Annotated in this window: 14 protein-coding genes; 7 read left to right on the top strand and 7 right to left on the bottom strand. The window is 54.0% G+C overall.

Going from position 1 to position 15,323, the window contains the following annotated elements; genetic code table 11:
* Positions 1–74 precede the first annotated feature (74 nt).
* From rpsM to rplQ, 5 genes are all read left to right on the top strand, one after another.
* A complete protein-coding gene (gene rpsM, locus HUF19_RS15995) occupies positions 75–431 on the top strand; it encodes a 30S ribosomal protein S13 (RefSeq protein ID WP_145466703.1) in 357 nt (118 codons plus the stop codon).
* Positions 432–503: 72 nt separating this feature from the next.
* Positions 504–893 carry a 30S ribosomal protein S11 gene (gene rpsK / locus HUF19_RS15990; protein WP_145466702.1) on the top strand — a complete coding sequence of 130 codons (390 nt, stop codon included), beginning with the start codon at positions 504–506 and terminating at the stop codon, positions 891–893.
* Positions 894–905: 12 nt separating this feature from the next.
* A complete protein-coding gene (gene rpsD / locus HUF19_RS15985; RefSeq protein WP_145466701.1) occupies positions 906–1,526 on the top strand; it encodes a 30S ribosomal protein S4 in 621 nt (206 codons plus the stop codon).
* A 22-nt stretch (positions 1,527–1,548) separates the two neighbouring features.
* Positions 1,549–2,550, top strand: a complete 1,002-nt coding sequence (locus HUF19_RS15980) for a DNA-directed RNA polymerase subunit alpha (protein WP_145466700.1) — start codon at positions 1,549–1,551, stop codon at positions 2,548–2,550.
* A gap of 32 nt (positions 2,551–2,582) precedes the next feature.
* On the top strand, positions 2,583–2,993 hold the full coding sequence (rplQ, locus tag HUF19_RS15975) for a 50S ribosomal protein L17 (protein ID WP_145466699.1): 411 nt from the start codon (positions 2,583–2,585) through the stop codon (positions 2,991–2,993).
* A gap of 59 nt (positions 2,994–3,052) precedes the next feature.
* On the opposite strand, the gene HUF19_RS15970 is transcribed toward rplQ, so the two are convergent.
* The 7 genes from HUF19_RS15970 to HUF19_RS15940 all read right to left on the bottom strand — a co-directional run bounded on the left by HUF19_RS15970 (position 3,053) and on the right by HUF19_RS15940 (position 13,238).
* Positions 3,053–3,970, bottom strand: a complete 918-nt coding sequence (locus HUF19_RS15970; protein WP_260997556.1) for an alpha/beta hydrolase — start codon at positions 3,968–3,970, stop codon at positions 3,053–3,055.
* 201 nt (positions 3,971–4,171) lie between these two features.
* On the bottom strand, positions 4,172–5,449 hold the full coding sequence (locus tag HUF19_RS15965; RefSeq protein ID WP_260997555.1) for a TRAP transporter large permease: 1,278 nt from the start codon (positions 5,447–5,449) through the stop codon (positions 4,172–4,174).
* Entirely contained in the window at positions 5,446–5,931 is a 486-nt protein-coding gene (locus tag HUF19_RS15960; RefSeq protein ID WP_260997554.1) for a TRAP transporter small permease, read from the bottom strand. Before HUF19_RS15960 ends, HUF19_RS15965 begins: the two co-directional genes overlap by 4 nt.
* Positions 5,931–6,932: a TRAP transporter substrate-binding protein gene (locus HUF19_RS15955; RefSeq protein ID WP_260997553.1), complete on the bottom strand. Its 1,002-nt coding sequence runs from the start codon at positions 6,930–6,932 to the stop codon at positions 5,931–5,933. Before HUF19_RS15955 ends, HUF19_RS15960 begins: the two co-directional genes overlap by 1 nt.
* Before the next feature lie 6 nt (positions 6,933–6,938).
* Positions 6,939–7,772, bottom strand: a complete 834-nt coding sequence (locus HUF19_RS15950) for a TRAP transporter TatT component family protein (protein ID WP_260997552.1) — start codon at positions 7,770–7,772, stop codon at positions 6,939–6,941.
* A gap of 98 nt (positions 7,773–7,870) precedes the next feature.
* The gene (locus HUF19_RS15945) at positions 7,871–11,599 is read right to left on the bottom strand and encodes a DUF1631 family protein (RefSeq protein WP_260997551.1); all 3,729 of its coding nucleotides are present in this window, start codon (positions 11,597–11,599) and stop codon (positions 7,871–7,873) included.
* 268 nt (positions 11,600–11,867) lie between these two features.
* On the bottom strand, positions 11,868–13,238 hold the full coding sequence (locus HUF19_RS15940) for a sigma-54 interaction domain-containing protein (protein ID WP_260997550.1): 1,371 nt from the start codon (positions 13,236–13,238) through the stop codon (positions 11,868–11,870).
* Positions 13,239–13,522: 284 nt separating this feature from the next.
* Between HUF19_RS15940 and cydP the strand changes: the two genes are divergently transcribed.
* Positions 13,523–13,720, top strand: coding sequence for a cytochrome oxidase putative small subunit CydP (gene cydP / locus HUF19_RS15935; protein WP_260997549.1), 198 nt, complete (start codon positions 13,523–13,525; stop codon positions 13,718–13,720).
* Positions 13,717–15,321: a cytochrome ubiquinol oxidase subunit I gene (locus HUF19_RS15930; protein ID WP_260997548.1), complete on the top strand. Its 1,605-nt coding sequence runs from the start codon at positions 13,717–13,719 to the stop codon at positions 15,319–15,321. The genes cydP and HUF19_RS15930 overlap by 4 nt, the downstream gene beginning before the upstream one ends.
* The last annotated feature ends 2 nt before the right edge of the window (positions 15,322–15,323 follow it).

Raw genomic sequence — 15,323 nt, 5'->3', positions numbered from 1 at the left:
ATGGCTTGATTTATTTTTGAGCTGACTGTAGTATCTCGCGCCCTTTCATCAAGTAAAGTGTAACGGAGTTAGACATGGCCCGTATTGCCGGTGTCAATATTCCTGACAACAAGCATGCAGTGATTTCTCTGACCTATGTCTATGGCATTGGTCGTACTACTGCCCAGCAGATCTGTGCCGCTACTGGCATTGCAGAGACCACCAAAATTGGTGATCTGAGCGAAGAGTTGCTGGATGTTGTTCGTAACGAAGTAGCTAAACATACGGTTGAAGGTGATTTGCGCCGTGAAGTGCAAATGAACATCAAGCGTCTGATGGATATGGCTTGCTATCGTGGTATCCGCCACCGTCGCAGCCTGCCACTTCGTGGTCAGCGTACTAAAACGAATGCTCGTACCCGTAAGGGTCCGCGCAAACCGATCCGTAAGTAATCTTACGGTCGGTCTTTTAGTGTAGCTGCATTCGACTTGTTGCAGTGTTGATATTAAAAGCAGGATTTAAAAATGGCTAAGCCACAAAGATCAACCAAGAAAAAGGTTAAAAAGACGGTAGTCGATGGCATTGCGCACATCCACGCCTCTTTTAACAACACCATCGTAACCATCACCGACCGTCAGGGTAATGCTCTGTCGTGGGCAACCGCCGGTGGTTCAGGTTTCCGTGGTTCTCGTAAGAGCACTCCTTTCGCCGCTCAGGTAGCAGCAGAGCGTGCTGGTGAAGCAGCAAAAGAGTACGGTCTGAAAAACCTCGACGTGGAAGTTAAAGGTCCAGGTCCAGGTCGTGAATCAGCAGTCCGCGCTCTGAACGCATGTGGATACAAGATCGCTAACATCACTGATGTTACCCCGATCCCACATAACGGCTGTCGTCCACCTAAGAAGCGTCGCGTATAAGGAGGCAGAAATATGGCACGTTATATTGGTCCTAAGTGTAAGCTGTCTCGTCGTGAAGGAACTGACCTGTTCCTGAAGAGCGGCGTTCGTGCATTAGACACTAAATGCAAAATGGAAACCAAGCCTGGCGTACACGGTGCTGGTCGCGGTCGTCTGTCTGACTACGGTCTGCAGCTGCGCGAAAAGCAAAAAGTACGTCGCTTGTACGGTATCCTGGAAAAGCAATTCCGCAGCTACTACAAAGAAGCAGCGCGTCGTAAAGGCGCAACCGGTGAAAACCTGCTGCAACTGCTGGAATCTCGTCTGGATAACGTTGTATACCGCATGGGCTTCGGCTCTACCCGCGCTGAATCACGTCAGCTGGTCACTCACAAAGCAGTAGCTGTGAATGGTCAGACTGTGAACGTTCCTTCGTTCAACGTTAAGAGCGGCGATGTGGTTACGATTCGTGAGAAAGCGAAAAATCAGGATCGTATCAAAACTGCTCTTGAGCTGGCAGCACAGCGCACTGATTGTGCGTGGATTGATGTCAATGCAGGTAAGATGGAAGGGACTTTCAAAGCAGTTCCTGAGCGCGCTGATCTCCCAGCAGAGATCAACGAAAACCTGATCGTGGAACTTTACTCTAAGTAATAGAGGAACTTAAGGGGCAGCTATGCAGCGTGCAGTTAATGAATTTTTGACACCTCGTCACATCCAGGTGGATGAGGTAAACAATACCCACGCTAAAGTGACTCTGGAGCCGCTTGAGCGCGGTTTCGGCCACACTTTAGGCAACGCATTGCGTCGTATCCTGCTTTCCTCTATGCCGGGCGCTGCAATCGTTGAATGCGAAATCGATGGCGTTCTGCATGAGTACAGCGCGATCGAAGGTGTACAGGAAGACGTAATTGAAATCCTGCTGAACCTGAAAGGTGTTGCGGTCAAATTACATGAACGTGACGAAGCGATTCTGAGCTTGGCGAAAGTTGGCCCGGCAACAGTAACAGCTGCCGATATTCAACTGGATCATGGTGTTGAGGTTGCTAACCCAGCTCACGTTATCGCCCATCTGGGTGAAGGCGCTGAACTGAAAATGACCCTGAAAGTTGCTTCCGGTCGTGGCTACGAGACTGTTGAGTCCCGTAACCAGAACGATGAAGAAACCAAGGCCATTGGCAAACTGCAGCTTGATGCTACCTACAGCCCGGTTAAGCGTGTTTCTTACAGCGTTGAAAGCGCTCGTGTGGAACAGCGTACCGATCTGGACAAACTGGTTATCGATCTCGAAACCAACGGTACCATCGATCCGGAAGAAGCGATCCGTCGTTCCGCGACCATCTTGCAGCAACAGCTGGCTATCTTCGTAAATCTGGAAAACGACGAAGTCGTTGAACAGATCCGCGAAGAAGAAGAGATCGATCCGATTCTCCTGCGTCCTGTGGACGATCTGGAGCTGACCGTTCGTTCTGCCAACTGTCTGAAAGCAGAAAACATTTACTACATCGGTGATCTGATCCAGCGTACAGAAGTAGAGCTGTTGAAGACTCCTAATTTAGGTAAGAAGTCTCTGACTGAAATCAAAGACGTTCTGGCCTCACGCGGACTGTCGTTGGGAATGCATCTGGAGAACTGGCCACCTGCCAGCCTCCGTAACGACGACAAAGTATTAGCCTGAGCAGAGCGTTCAGTTAGTTAAGGAATAAAACCATGCGTCATCGTAAAAGTGGTCGTCACTTCAATCGTACCAGCGCACACCGTCAAGCCATGTTTAAAAACATGGCGGTGAGCCTGTTCGAGCATGAAATTATCAAGACTACCCTGCCAAAGGCGAAAGAGCTGCGTCGCGTAGCTGAGCCACTGATCACTCTTGCAAAAGAAGATTCAGTTGCTAACCGTCGTCTGGCCTTTGCTCGTACCCGTAGCAAAGAAGCAGTAGGTAAGTTGTTCAGCGATTTGGGTCCTCGTTATCAAACCCGCCCAGGTGGTTACATTCGTATTCTGAAATGTGGCTTCCGTGCTGGTGATAACGCTCCAATGGCATATGTTGAACTGGTAGACCGTCCGGTTGCAGTAGCAGAAGCGGATGTTGTTGAAGTTCAGGATGAAGCCGCTGAGTAATTTCGGCAGTTAAATAAAAAGGCCCGCCGTCGTCAGACTGCGGGCCTTTTTATTGGCCGTTATCCGCGCTTTTGCTGTTGTCTGGTAAAGGCCGCAATTTCATTCAGTGCCTGACGCGCCTCTGGCATATAACCGGCGTGCAGCTGAAAGACGTGCCACATCTGCGGGTATTCGCTCAGGGTTACCTCAACGCCTGCATGGCGCATACGCTGAGCGAGGCGCACGCTGTCATCGTACAGAATTTCTTCGCTGCCAACCTGAATCAGGGTAGGTGGAAAATCGCTGAAGTCGGCATGCAGCGGTGATATATGCGGATTATCCAGATCCTGCTGCCCGGCATACTGCTCCGCCGCAAAGTACAGCCAGTCTGTCTGCAGTAATACCTCCCGCTCTTCCCTTTCACTGATGGATGCACCGCTGCAGCTCAGATCACACCAGGGCGAGAATAAAACCAGCGCCTGTGGGTGTGGCAGCTGCTGTTGCAGAACAGCGGCAGTCAGGGCCAGACTCAGACCGCCGCCGGCCGAATCTCCGGCAATAATCACCGGTCCCTGAGCACTGAGGGTACGGTAGGCACAGAGTGCGTCCTCAAGGGCTGCAGGAGCCGGATGCTCGGGAGCAAGGCGGTAATCAATCAGCCAGGTATCGAGACTGCACTGGCGGGCGATACGCGCGACCATTTCACCATGACTGGTCGGTGAACCGACAACATAACCGCCACCATGCAGATACAGCATCACACTTGCGCCGGCATTTTGCGCGCTACCGGCTTCATGTACGGTTGCCGGAGTCAGGCGCCAGGCTGGAATGCCGCCGCAGGGCGTTGTCTGTTTACGCACGCCAAAGGGCATCGGCATAAGTTGTTGCAGGGTATTTAAGCGCTGACGCTGGCGTTTAAGGCCGAACCCGGGGGTGAATGTGGGTTGCACCAGGGTGCGCAGCAGTGTGCGGGTCAGGCGGGCGCTCAGACTGGCCATAAGCCTTCCTGTGATTATTATTGATTTGACGGACGGGAATAAAAAAAAGCGGGTCAAGATTAACCCGCAAACAACGTCTTAGGAAGGATACTCATCCATGAGCACGATCATGAGTTACTACCATAACCCGCAGCCATGTCAGATTGGGCAAGCAGCTGTAAAGAAGGGTCAGACGCTCCGCAGAGCGTCTGTGATCGTGGTTTACAGCAGCGCGAGGCTCAGGCCAGGCCAGTAGGTAATAATCAGCACACAGGCGAGCAGAATAAAGAAGAACGGGATGGTGGCGCGATACAGCGTCATAACCGGTTTATTAAAGCGGAAACTGGCAATAAACAGGTTCATGCCCACTGGCGGCGTAAAGTAGCCCAGCTGCATGTTCGCGAGGAACAGAATGCCCAGATGAATCGGGTGGATGCCGTACTCAATGGCAATCGGCAGGATGATCGGAATCATAATGACGATGGCCGAGAAGATATCGAGCATCATGCCCAGGACCAGCAGGAAGAGGGTCAGCAATAACAGGAAAGTGAAAGCATCGCTGACGTGCTGCTGAATAAAGCCAAAAATCTGCTCCGGAATACCGGCATCAATCATGTAATTGGTGGACGCCATGGATACCGCCAGAATCAGCAGAATCGCGCCGACCAGTTTCATTGAGTCACGCATGACCACGGGCAGCTGCTTCAGGCTGATTTCACGGCGGATAACCACACTGACGATCAGCACATAAAAGGCGGTCAGCGCAGCCGCCTCGGATACCGCGAAAAAGCCGCTGTAAATACCGCCGAGTACAACAAAAGGCAGCGGAATTTCCCACGCGCTGTCTTTAATTGCCGCCCAGGCTTCGGCTTTATCGAAGGGATGGTGAGTACGCTCAATGCCGCGTGACTGCCAGGCGCTGTAGAGCGACAGAGCAAACAACATCAGTAGGCCTGGCAGCAGACCGGCGAGGAACAGGTCATCGATGCTGACCGGCGTGTCCAGCGCCATCTGTTGGGCCACTACGCCGTACAGAATCAGCGGCAGGGATGGGGCGAATAGCAGGCCAAGGCTGCCAGAGGTGGTAACCAGACCGAGATTAAACGACTCTTTGTAGCCGGCTTTCTGCAGAGCCGGCACCAGTAATGCGCCAAGAGCGACGATGGTGACTCCGGAGGCGCCGGTAAAGGCGGTAAATAATGCGCAGGCAGCGAGAGCCACGATCGCCAGACCGCCGGGCATCCAGCCGAGGAAGGCATCGGTAATGCGTACCAGACGCTGCGGTGCTTTGCTTTCACCCAGTAAGTAACCGGCGAAGGTAAACAGCGGAATCGCGATCAGAACCGGCATTTCAGCAATCTGATAGATGCTGATGGCCATGGTCTGAAGATCAACGTCAGTCTGCCAGAAGCCCCACATCGCGCTGGCCGCGATCACGGTAAAGAGTGGCGCACCGGCCAGAGCAAGCAGTAATAACAGCAGTGGAACCAGAATGCTCATGCTTCAGCCTCCGCAGTTTGTCCGCGCACTTGCTGCAGTGCCTGCAGGCTAAAGCGCAGCCCCATCAGAGCGAAGCTTAACGGAATCACCAGTTGCAGCGGCCAGGCAGGCACGCGCCCAAAGGCCACGTCGCCAAACTCGAAAGCAAAGCGTACAAAAGCCTGAGCATTCCAGGCGATTACCAGACAGATAAAGGCCGCAAAGGCTGAGGTCAGTACGCCCAGCCAGCGCCTGGTCTGCGCACCGGCGAGGCGGTTGATCAGATCAATGGCGATATGTTCGCGTGAGCGGGTGGCCAGCAGAGCACCGAGCAGACCGAGCCATAGCACCATAACGCGCAGTAGTGGCTGTACCCAGACCACACCGCCGCCGAACAGGGTACGGGCAAGAATATCGACACCGGCGAGAATAATCATCGCCAGCAGTAACAGTACCAGTACACCATCTTCCAGGCGATGCAGAGCGGACAGCCATTTTTTCATTACAATGCAGCCGCCTGACGTTTGTTTTCCAGGCTTTGTTTCAGCTGATTATAGAGATCGGCCGGGTAGACGGATTTTTCACGCAGGGTGTCGATACTGTCCTGCGCCATTTTGCGCCAGGCCAGCTTATCTTCTTCGGTCAGCTCGACAAACTGCATACCATTCTGTGCCAGTGCCGCACGTGCACCCTGCTCATCTTTTTCGTTCTGTACATCCATGGCGCGGAAGGTTGCGGCCATAATACGTTTCACAACGGCCTGATCAGCAGCGTCGATTTTGCTGAAGGCGCGTTCGTCAACGACCAGCATGCCGAAGATAAAGGCCAGTGGAAAATCGGTGGCATAGCTCAGTTTGGTGTGCCATTGCAGGGCAATCGCCGAGGTGGCATTGACGGCAACGGTATCAATCAGGCCAGTCTGCAGGCTGGTATAAACATCGGATACCGGCAGGGAGATCGGCTCAACCTGACCATTCTCAAAAGTGGTCTGGCTGATGATGTCGCCTTCCGGCACCCAGACTTTCTGGCTGCGAACATCCACCGATGATTTCAGTGGCTTGTTAGACATCAGATAAGCAAAACCGCCTTCTGACAGGCCCAGCAGGATGTAGCCTTTTTCCTGCAGCGCTGCAGCGATGTACTGGTCGTACTCGGCGCGCACAGCACGCACTTCATCGAGATTGCGGAACGTAAATGGCAGGCTGTAGAGCTGGGTTACGTTGGTGATGTGTGACATTGCACCGGTAGAAACGGCACCACCCTGCAGCTGACGAATCTGCATTTTACGCAGCACGCTTTTATCGCTGCCCTGTACGCCACCGGGGAAATATTTGATTTTTACCCGGCTGTCGGTTTCCTGCTTGATGTCATCAGCAGCCTGACGCATCAGCTTCATCCAGTTGGTGCCATCAGGAACCAGAGTGGCAATTTTCAGGGTGGTGGCAGCCTGAGCCACAGGAGCCAGCAGACTCAGGGTCAGCGCCAGGGCGGTGATCAGTTTCATAGGATCTCACTCAAAGTATTCAGAGGATTCGGCTAACAGAACGGCGGCCTGACGCTGTGCCAGGCGGTTAATAAGAGTCAGCCCTTCGCTGTGCGGATCAGCGTCCAGGGCTTCCTGCAATAAACGGTCGTGTAATTCCTGTTCAAACATCAGGCGGGCGTATTGCTTGGCAAACAGCACCTTGGCCATCAGATTCTGACCCTGGGTCATATCGATAGCGCGTTCAAAGTACTCGCGGCCGAGCTCCGGCTTACCCCCCAGTGATGGTGGTAACTGGGTTTCCAGAACGCCGAGGTACACCTGCACGGTGGCGTGGTCATAACCCGGGTCCTGAGTGGCCACCCATTGCATCAGGATTTTTACCTTGCCGAGCTGGGCAATGGCATTCCAGTCATCGCTGTTGGCCTGAATCCAGCCGGCCCAGGCAGCAGCCATAGCGTAGAACACGGCGATGTCGTCAGCGTCGTAGTCTTCTTCCAGACCCGTCAGTAAAGCATCCTGCGGGCCGTCAATTAAGGTGCAGGCGTCTTCATCGTATTCACACAGTGCACGGCGGGCGTAGCCTATGGCTTTATCGGCCATACGTTTGGCCTGATCAGGATCCTGCGCAAAAACGCCGGCATAAGCGCCGTACAGGCGGGAGCCGGCGAGCAGGAAATCTTCGTTATCGGGATAGGTCAGAATCAGCGCATCGAGCAGCAGCAGATAGGCCGGGGCTCCGGCGGCGACGATGGCAGGGTCATCCTGATTCATCATGGAACGGGAGAGGTTGCCAGGCAGGTTGCTCACCGAACAGGCGCTGAGCAACCCGAATAACATAAGACCGACGATTGTTTTCATACCGCTTCAGAGCCAGAGTGCTGTTTTCAGGAGCGCGGATTGTACACTGGTTATCCTTGCGGTTTCATTACCTGCTCATGCCATCTGCCGTGGCCGCTTCAGCCAAGCTTCTCCAGCGGCTGATATTCGGCCGGCGCACCGACGACAAAGTCGATACCAATGGAACGCAGAATTTCCCAGACGTTATTGTTGGCGCTGTACTCGGCGATGGTTTTCTTAGCCATAAAGTGCGTGATCTCCTGAATGGATTTCACCAGCGCATAGTCGGCGGAACTGGTGTGCAGCCCGTCAATAAAGCTGTGGTCGATCTTCACATAGTCCACCGGTAAGGCTTTGAGGTATTCGAACGACGACTGACCGGTACCGAAATCGGACAGCACAAACTGGCAGCCGAGACTGCGCATTTCATGCATAAAGTCGGCAGCATCTTCCAGGTTGCGGATCGCGGACGTTTCATTCAGCTCAAAACAGAGTTTCTTCACCGGAACGTCTTTTTCGCGTGCCTGTTCAAAAATATAGGCCAGCAGGCTTTCATCATTGATGGCATGACCCGACAGACGCAACACAAAACGGTTGATGTTCTGTGCGGCATTAGGATGATCGTGCAGCCACTGTACCAGCTGTTCCAGTGTCCAGCGGTCGAGCATATACATGCGGTTGTAGTTCTCGGCAGCCTGCAGGTATTCCAGAGGTGGAATCTGTGCGCCGTTTTCATCCTGAATACTGATGACAATTTCATACTGGCGGATGGCTTTGTGGCGTTCCTGAATGGCAGAAATAGGCACGCACAGAACCTGCAGCTGGTTGTTGGCCAGCGCCTGATTGAGTTTATTGCCCCAGGCCATAAATTCGTCGTGGCGCAGACGCCCGGCGTCATCGAACTCGTAGCGGGCAATGCGTGAGCCGCCTTTCTCTTTGGCAATCAGGCAGGCCGACTCGGCCTGTTCTATCAGGTCGGAGGCGTCGGTAACATCGGCGTTCATGGTTGCCAGGCCGATACTGAGGTGAATATGGAAGCGGTCTTCACCGCTCTGGATCGCGGTATCCTCGATGCTTTTCTTCATTACCTTAGTGCTGGCTTCGGCCTGCTCCATATCGGCGTGCACCAGCAGCATGGCGAATTCATTACTGCCGATACGGGCGCACAGGGCGTCTTTATTGTGTTCCCTGAGCAGGGTGGCCACCGCTTTCAGGCAGATATCACCACCCTCGACGCCATAGTTTTTGTTGATCAGTTTGAACTGGTCAATATCGATCATCGCCAGAGTGCAGGGCGACTGATTACGCAGGCTGGCCTGGAACCGGTCCTGCAGCTGACGCAGGAAATGCTGACGGTTGGTCAGTCCGGTCAGGGCATCGATATTCGCCTGTTCTGACAGATCGCGGTAAATCTGCTGCACCAGTTTATCGACACCCTGATCGACCGCCGACTCATCCTGTTCGTACATCCGTTTCACCCGGCCTTCATCGAAGGCAGTGGCCAGCTCAGCCAGCGTGAAGTCGACTACCTTCATGCCGCTGTGGTTAACGCAGGCAAATTTGGACGCGTCCTGGGCAATCCATACGACGGACACTGCCTGATCCTGTTCGACCAGTAACAGCCAGTCACCGATCTGCAGGTTCATGGCACGGCGTACACCGCGGCCTTCCGGCACCACTTCGGCGGGTTTGGCGACGAAGGTTGGCAGGTCAACGGCTTCGCGGATTTCACCCTGATCGAGGTGGCTCTCGGCGGCGGCCATAATTTCGTCGTACCAGCGCTGGTGTTCGGGCAGGCTGCCATTCAGGCGGTCCAGCTCGGCGCGGGCCAGCTCCATCATCGGCTGAAAGCGCTGCAGTAATTCCCGCCGGCCACTGTTGTCCGGATTGAACAGCGCCAGTACCTGACGGTAGAGCTTAACCGCGCCTTTAAAGCGTTTACTGTCCGCTCCTTCGCGCAGCAGCAGCAGGGCCAGAATTTGCTGCCAGCCCTGTTGCAGCCATTCAACCACGCAGGACGGCAGGGTGCGGTCGGAGCTGTCTTTGCCCACCAGATGTTCAATCTGACGGCGGACTTTCAGCAGTTTATGTTCGCCTTCGGCGGCCTGCGCCACGCGCTCAGCATTCTGCCGGGCTTTACGTTCGGCGTTGCTGACCAGTCCCTGCAGGCTTTCAAGTAACTCGTCGAGGGAGTTTTCATCGCTGCTGATATTGTGCACCACCGGGTCGATCAGGCTTTGCAGGCGGGTGGCTACCTGTGCTTCGCCGCTGGTGGTGAGCTGACCCAGTTTGGCCAGCTGGTTCAGCACCTGACGGCCCGGATGATCGGGGTTAAACAGCAGGCTGGCGTCTTTCAGCATCAGCTGCAGCAGTGGCCAGCCCAGACGTTCAATAAAGGGTTTAATAAAGTCGGCGACCTGCTCGCTCGACAACAGATGCTGGGTCACATGCTCCAGTGTGTCGATGGCATCGCGGGATTCCACTGGCAGGCTGACTTCTTTTTCGGCCAGAGCCTTTTCCACGTGTTCGCGCACATGGCCCTGAGCCAGACTTTGTTGCTGCGCGACATGGCTGAGCACATTGCTGATCAGCTCCGGCTCGGCTTCGGGCAGAGTGTCCTGCGCCAGAGCGGCCTGCTCAAAGCGCTGATAGCGCAGCTGCAACAGATTCTGAATATTGGAATAGGCACGGCGGGCCTCTTCCTGATGGCGCTGGAAGTTCTGCAGGGTTTGTTCGTTATAGTGAGCCGGCTGCATATTGTGCGCTGCGGGACCTGAGCCTCCGGAGCTGCTGATGGCAGAAGTATTTCCTGAACCGCTGCCGTTGCCGGAACCACTTCCGCCGCTGTTGTTCTGGTTTTGCTGCGGGGCGGTTTCCTGCTTTTCCGGAGCCGGTCTCCGGTAGCGGAAGGTCAGTGGTATATCGATCTGCTTAACCAGATTCTGATAGGTTGTTTGCAGGTTGCCGCCGGCAATCTGCTCAAAGGTTTCAAAGGCCAGTGCCCGTGCTTCCTGTGGTAACTGCAGTTTTTCCAGCGCGTCGCGGAAAGCTTCGGTGACCGTGCCGGGGCCGATTGGGTTAAAGCAGTTCTCGATGCTGGCGTCGGACAGCGTATCCAGCAGCTGGCGCAGCTCGAAGGTCATATGGGCCAGCCGCGACTGCAGGTGCGAGGAGGTCACTTTGGCCAGTAACCAATCTTCAAATTCTGCCTGCTGTACCAGCGACAGGCGCATATCGCCACTGGCCTGCTGATTTTCGGCCAGATATTCGGCTTTACCGGCCAACCACAAATCCAGCTGACGCTTCAGGTTCTGGGTAAATTTCTGATGCAGGGCGGCGGCTTTTTCTTTGGACTGTTTTTCCAGCCGCAGCCATTGCTGCTGCTCAGTGGTGTTGCGTGCCATATTGGCTTTGGTAAAGGTGCCTTCAAGAAACTCCGGCAGCCAGAGTTTAGGCAGACGGTCAGCCAGTGCGTTGGCTTCCTGAATGAACAGTTGCAGATATTTTTTGCGCTGCTCAGGGTTTAGCTTCTTGGTATTACGATGGTTCTGATTGAACTCCTGCAGCTGCAGGAACAGGCGGTCATCGGCTTTGTGCAGGCGCACACCGGCGTGTTGTTCGTTGCAGAATACCCACTCAACGGCAACGTTGGTTTTCTGATTATCAAGCACCAGCTCCAGTGTCAGCACACCATCGCGGTTCTGTGGTTCGCCGTGGGGCCAGAGCAGGTGCATACCTGTTTGCGAGTAGTCCAGCACCTGGCAATCAAGGGGGGTACCATCCGTTAACAATAAGCGGGCGTTAACATAAGTGGAAAAGCGTGGATGTTCTCTCAGTTCGGCAGCCATAATTCAGTCCATTAATGCGGGAGGCTGCGTTTGCAGCACCCGTTTGTAAAGCCCGGACAGTGAGTATAGTCCGAAGCCGGATCCCTTCCTGTTATGTACGTAAATGCCTTGGTTGGGCAGATTCAGCGGCAGACATGTTCATTACGTCTGCCATATTGCATGGAGCGAACAGAGGAATATGCCTGTAGGCGTATATTTTCATCTAAAAAAGACGCTGCGCCTACTGTTATTAGAGCCGACACCGGAATGAAATACGGTGCAGAGTCATTTATTTGTCCGTTTTGCGGCTTTTTTCCTCTCTCGCCTGCTTCAGTTTGCGATAGAGGGTGCGCTCGCTGATGCCGAGCTGTTGCGCCAGTCTGGCGTTATCGCCTGGGTGGGCGCTGGCCAGCCGGGTAAGGTAGGTGTTTTCCAGCTGGTCCAGCGGCATGATGTCAGGCAAGGCATTGTGGTTGATGACGGCTGCAGGATGGCTGGAGTTAATGCTCTGGTGCTGGCTGAACTGATGCAGATCCAGGCGCAGATGTTCAGGTTCTATCTGTGAACCATCGCACAGCAGGATGGCGCGTTCGATGCGGTTGCGCAGTTCGCGGATATTGCCGGGAAAATCCTGCAGTATCAGCCAGTCGCAGGCTTCTTCTGAAAGCTGCAGTACCCGGTGCTGACTGAGCTGCTGCAGCAGATGAGTGGCGAGTGGAATAATATCTTCCGGCCGTTCGCGCAGTGAGGGCAGCAGCACCGGGAACGGACTGATGCGGTAATACAGATCCTGGCGGAAGGTGCCGGCGGCGACCATATCACCAAGCTGGCGATGGGTGGCGCAGATCAGGCGGAAATCGGCCTGGCGCGGGGTGATGCTGCCCACCGGACGATAGCTGCCGGACTCTATCAGACGCAGCAGTTTTACCTGCATCGGCAGCGGAATATCACCAATTTCATCCAGAAATAACGTACCGCCACGGGCCGCTTCCACCAGACCGGGTTTGCGGTGCGTCGCGCCGGTAAAGGCGCCTTTTTCGTGGCCGAATAGTTCACTTTCAAACAGGCTTTCAGTCAGCCCTGAGCACTCAACGGTAACAAAGGGGCTGTTACGCCGCGGGCTGTGGCCGTGCAGATATTGTGCGGCCAGTTCTTTGCCGGTACCGGATTCACCCAGCAGCAGGACGCTGATGTCACTGGCGGATGCACGGCTGAGCAGCTCCAGCATCTGGGTATACGCCGGGCTGTAACCAACCATCTGTTGTTCAAACGGGCAGTCGCCATGCTGCACCGGATTCATAATTTCGACGAAGAAACGGATTTCGCCCTGCTCATCACGGATCGGGCTGATTTCCACATCCACGTGTTCGCGTCCGCGCGCCGTGTTGTGAATATGCAGGATGCGCTGGCGCTGGCCACTTTCGAAGCACTGGCGCAGCGGGCAGGTTTCACCGGCCTGATCGCAGGGCACCTTGTAGCCGTGGGACACTTCGTAGCAGTGGCGGCCAACCATGCTGTCATTACCGCCGAAGGTGTGGCGGTAGGCTTCGTTGGCGGCACAGATTTCATAGTCCGGGCTGAGCAGTACGGCGGGTGCAGCGATGGCATCCAGCAAAGAAGAGATGGCGGGCAGGGAGCGGTAATGTGGGTTGCTGAACATGGCTGACACTACTGGCATGGGGAGTGTCAAATTTGGCAGTCGGTTCGTGATTTGTAAAGTATTGTCTGTGGTTTATCCTGCTGCGTGGGCCTTTCAGTGTGTTTATCCGGGTTGGCCTGCTCTTTGCTGTGCTCTGTGCCGCCTGCGGTAGCACAGAGATTATCAGCCCCTGCGACAAAGCATCGCAGTGTTGTAATAAAAATATTGCTATATGCTGATAAAGCTATGTTTAGTGTTTATGTTTCTGCGGCGCTGCGGTGTGCCACTTTTGCAAGAGAAGGCTTATGGCAAAAAAATCCCTGTTTTCTGTGCCTCTGGTGCGCGAGCTGATGATCGTTCTGCTGATCAAGCTGATGTTGATCTTTGCCATCAAAATTATCTGGTTTTCTGCCCCTGTGGATATGACCAACCCGCAGGACGCTGTTTCGCAACAATTCGGTCTTTCAACTATTACCCCCTCGCAATCGGAGGATCAGCAATGATCAGTGAGAGTCTTGTCGATTTATCGCGGCTGCAATTTGCCATTACCGCGATGTATCACTTTTTGTTCGTGCCATTAACGCTGGGTCTGTCATTTATTCTGGCGATTATGGAATCTGCTTTCGTGATGACCGGTAAACAGGTCTATCAGGATATGGTGAAGTTCTGGGGTAAGTTATTTGGTATTAACTTCGCGCTGGGCGTTACCACCGGTCTGACCATGGAGTTTCAGTTCGGCACTAACTGGGCGTATTACTCACATTATGTAGGTGATATCTTCGGTGCGCCGCTGGCGATTGAAGGCCTGATGGCATTTTTCCTCGAATCGACGTTTATTGGTCTGTTCTTTTTCGGCTGGGACCGCCTGACCCGGGTACAGCATTTAATGGTGACCTGGCTGGTGGCTATCGGCTCCAATATGTCAGCATTGTGGATTCTGATTGCCAATGGCTGGATGCAGAATCCGGTGGGGGCAGAATTTAATTACGAAACCATGCGCATGGAAATGACTGACTTTGCCGAGGTGATTTTTAACCCGGTAGCGCAGGTTAAATTTGTACATACCGTATCCGCCGGTTATGTCACCGGGGCGATGTTTGTGCTGGCAATTTCAGCGTATTACATGCTGAAAAAACGCGACCTTCCTTTTGCCCGCCGCTCGTTTGCCATTGCCGCAAGCTTCGGTTTTGCCTCCATTATCAGTGTGATTATTCTCGGCGATGAATCCGGTTACGAAATTGGTGATGTGCAGAAAACCAAACTGGCAGCGATTGAAGCCGAATGGCATACCCAGGAACCACCGGCAGACTTCACCCTGATTGGCTTCCCGAATCAGGAAACCATGGAAACCGATTACGCCGTTAAGATTCCGGGTGCTCTGGGATTAATTGCTACCCGTTCCGTGGATGAAGAAATTGTCGGTATCAAAGATCTGCTGAAGGAACACGAGCTGCGCATTCGTCGTGGTATCGAAGCTTATGCACTGCTTGAAAAAATGCGTCATGGCGATAAGTCCGATCCGACCATCGCTGCTTTTGATGCATTAAAAGATGACCTTGGTTACGGCCTGTTGCTGAAGAAATATACCAACAATGTTGTCGATGCCAGCGAAGAGCAAATCAAACAGGCGGCGCAGGATACCATTCCGAAAGTGGCGCCTATGTTCTGGGCATTCCGTATTATGGTTGGCCTTGGCTTCCTGATGCTGATTCTGATTTCACTGTCGTTCTACTACAGCACACAGCACAACGTAGAAACTAAAACCTGGTTGTTAAAGGCCCTGATTATTTCGTTGCCGGCGCCATGGATTGCCTGTGAAGTCGGCTGGTTTGTGGCGGAATTCGGTCGTCAGCCGTGGTCGATTGCCGAAGTGCTGCCAACGCATTTATCGGTCTCAAGCCGTTCGGTGGAAGATCTGTATATGAGTCTGGCAGGGTTTATCGGTTTTTATACGCTGCTGTTAATTGTCGAAATGTACCTGATGATCCGCTTTGCCCGACTGGGGCCATCCAGTCTGCATACCGGCCGTTATCATTTTGAACAGAATCACGCTGCCGGTGCGGCTGTCGCCCAGCCTCAGCAAGCTGTCGCCGATCAGGCATAAGG

Origin of the sequence: Thalassolituus hydrocarboniclasticus, from assembly GCF_025345565.1 — a bacterium.
GTDB classification, from domain to species: Bacteria; Pseudomonadota; Gammaproteobacteria; order Pseudomonadales; family Oceanobacteraceae; genus Venatoribacter; species Venatoribacter hydrocarboniclasticus.
The sequence above is the reverse complement of the archived record's forward strand: the minus strand, read 5'-3'. Positions and strand labels throughout refer to the sequence as shown.

What these genes read in the sequence shown, in the direction of transcription:
- HUF19_RS15930 (WP_260997548.1), top strand. Translation starts at nt 13,717, where the DNA reads ATGATCAGTGAGAGTCTTGTCGATTTATCGCGGCTGCAATTTGCCATT.
- HUF19_RS15945 (WP_260997551.1), bottom strand. Translation starts at nt 11,599, where the DNA reads ATGGCTGCCGAACTGAGAGAACATCCACGCTTTTCCACTTATGTTAAC.
- HUF19_RS15980 (WP_145466700.1), top strand. Translation starts at nt 1,549, where the DNA reads ATGCAGCGTGCAGTTAATGAATTTTTGACACCTCGTCACATCCAGGTG.
- HUF19_RS15960 (WP_260997554.1), bottom strand. Translation starts at nt 5,931, where the DNA reads ATGAAAAAATGGCTGTCCGCTCTGCATCGCCTGGAAGATGGTGTACTG.
- HUF19_RS15965 (WP_260997555.1), bottom strand. Translation starts at nt 5,449, where the DNA reads ATGAGCATTCTGGTTCCACTGCTGTTATTACTGCTTGCTCTGGCCGGT.
- cydP (WP_260997549.1), top strand. Translation starts at nt 13,523, where the DNA reads ATGGCAAAAAAATCCCTGTTTTCTGTGCCTCTGGTGCGCGAGCTGATG.
- rplQ (WP_145466699.1), top strand. Translation starts at nt 2,583, where the DNA reads ATGCGTCATCGTAAAAGTGGTCGTCACTTCAATCGTACCAGCGCACAC.
- HUF19_RS15950 (WP_260997552.1), bottom strand. Translation starts at nt 7,772, where the DNA reads ATGAAAACAATCGTCGGTCTTATGTTATTCGGGTTGCTCAGCGCCTGT.
- HUF19_RS15955 (WP_260997553.1), bottom strand. Translation starts at nt 6,932, where the DNA reads ATGAAACTGATCACCGCCCTGGCGCTGACCCTGAGTCTGCTGGCTCCT.
- HUF19_RS15940 (WP_260997550.1), bottom strand. Translation starts at nt 13,238, where the DNA reads ATGTTCAGCAACCCACATTACCGCTCCCTGCCCGCCATCTCTTCTTTG.
- rpsK (WP_145466702.1), top strand. Translation starts at nt 504, where the DNA reads ATGGCTAAGCCACAAAGATCAACCAAGAAAAAGGTTAAAAAGACGGTA.
- HUF19_RS15970 (WP_260997556.1), bottom strand. Translation starts at nt 3,970, where the DNA reads ATGGCCAGTCTGAGCGCCCGCCTGACCCGCACACTGCTGCGCACCCTG.
- rpsD (WP_145466701.1), top strand. Translation starts at nt 906, where the DNA reads ATGGCACGTTATATTGGTCCTAAGTGTAAGCTGTCTCGTCGTGAAGGA.
- rpsM (WP_145466703.1), top strand. Translation starts at nt 75, where the DNA reads ATGGCCCGTATTGCCGGTGTCAATATTCCTGACAACAAGCATGCAGTG.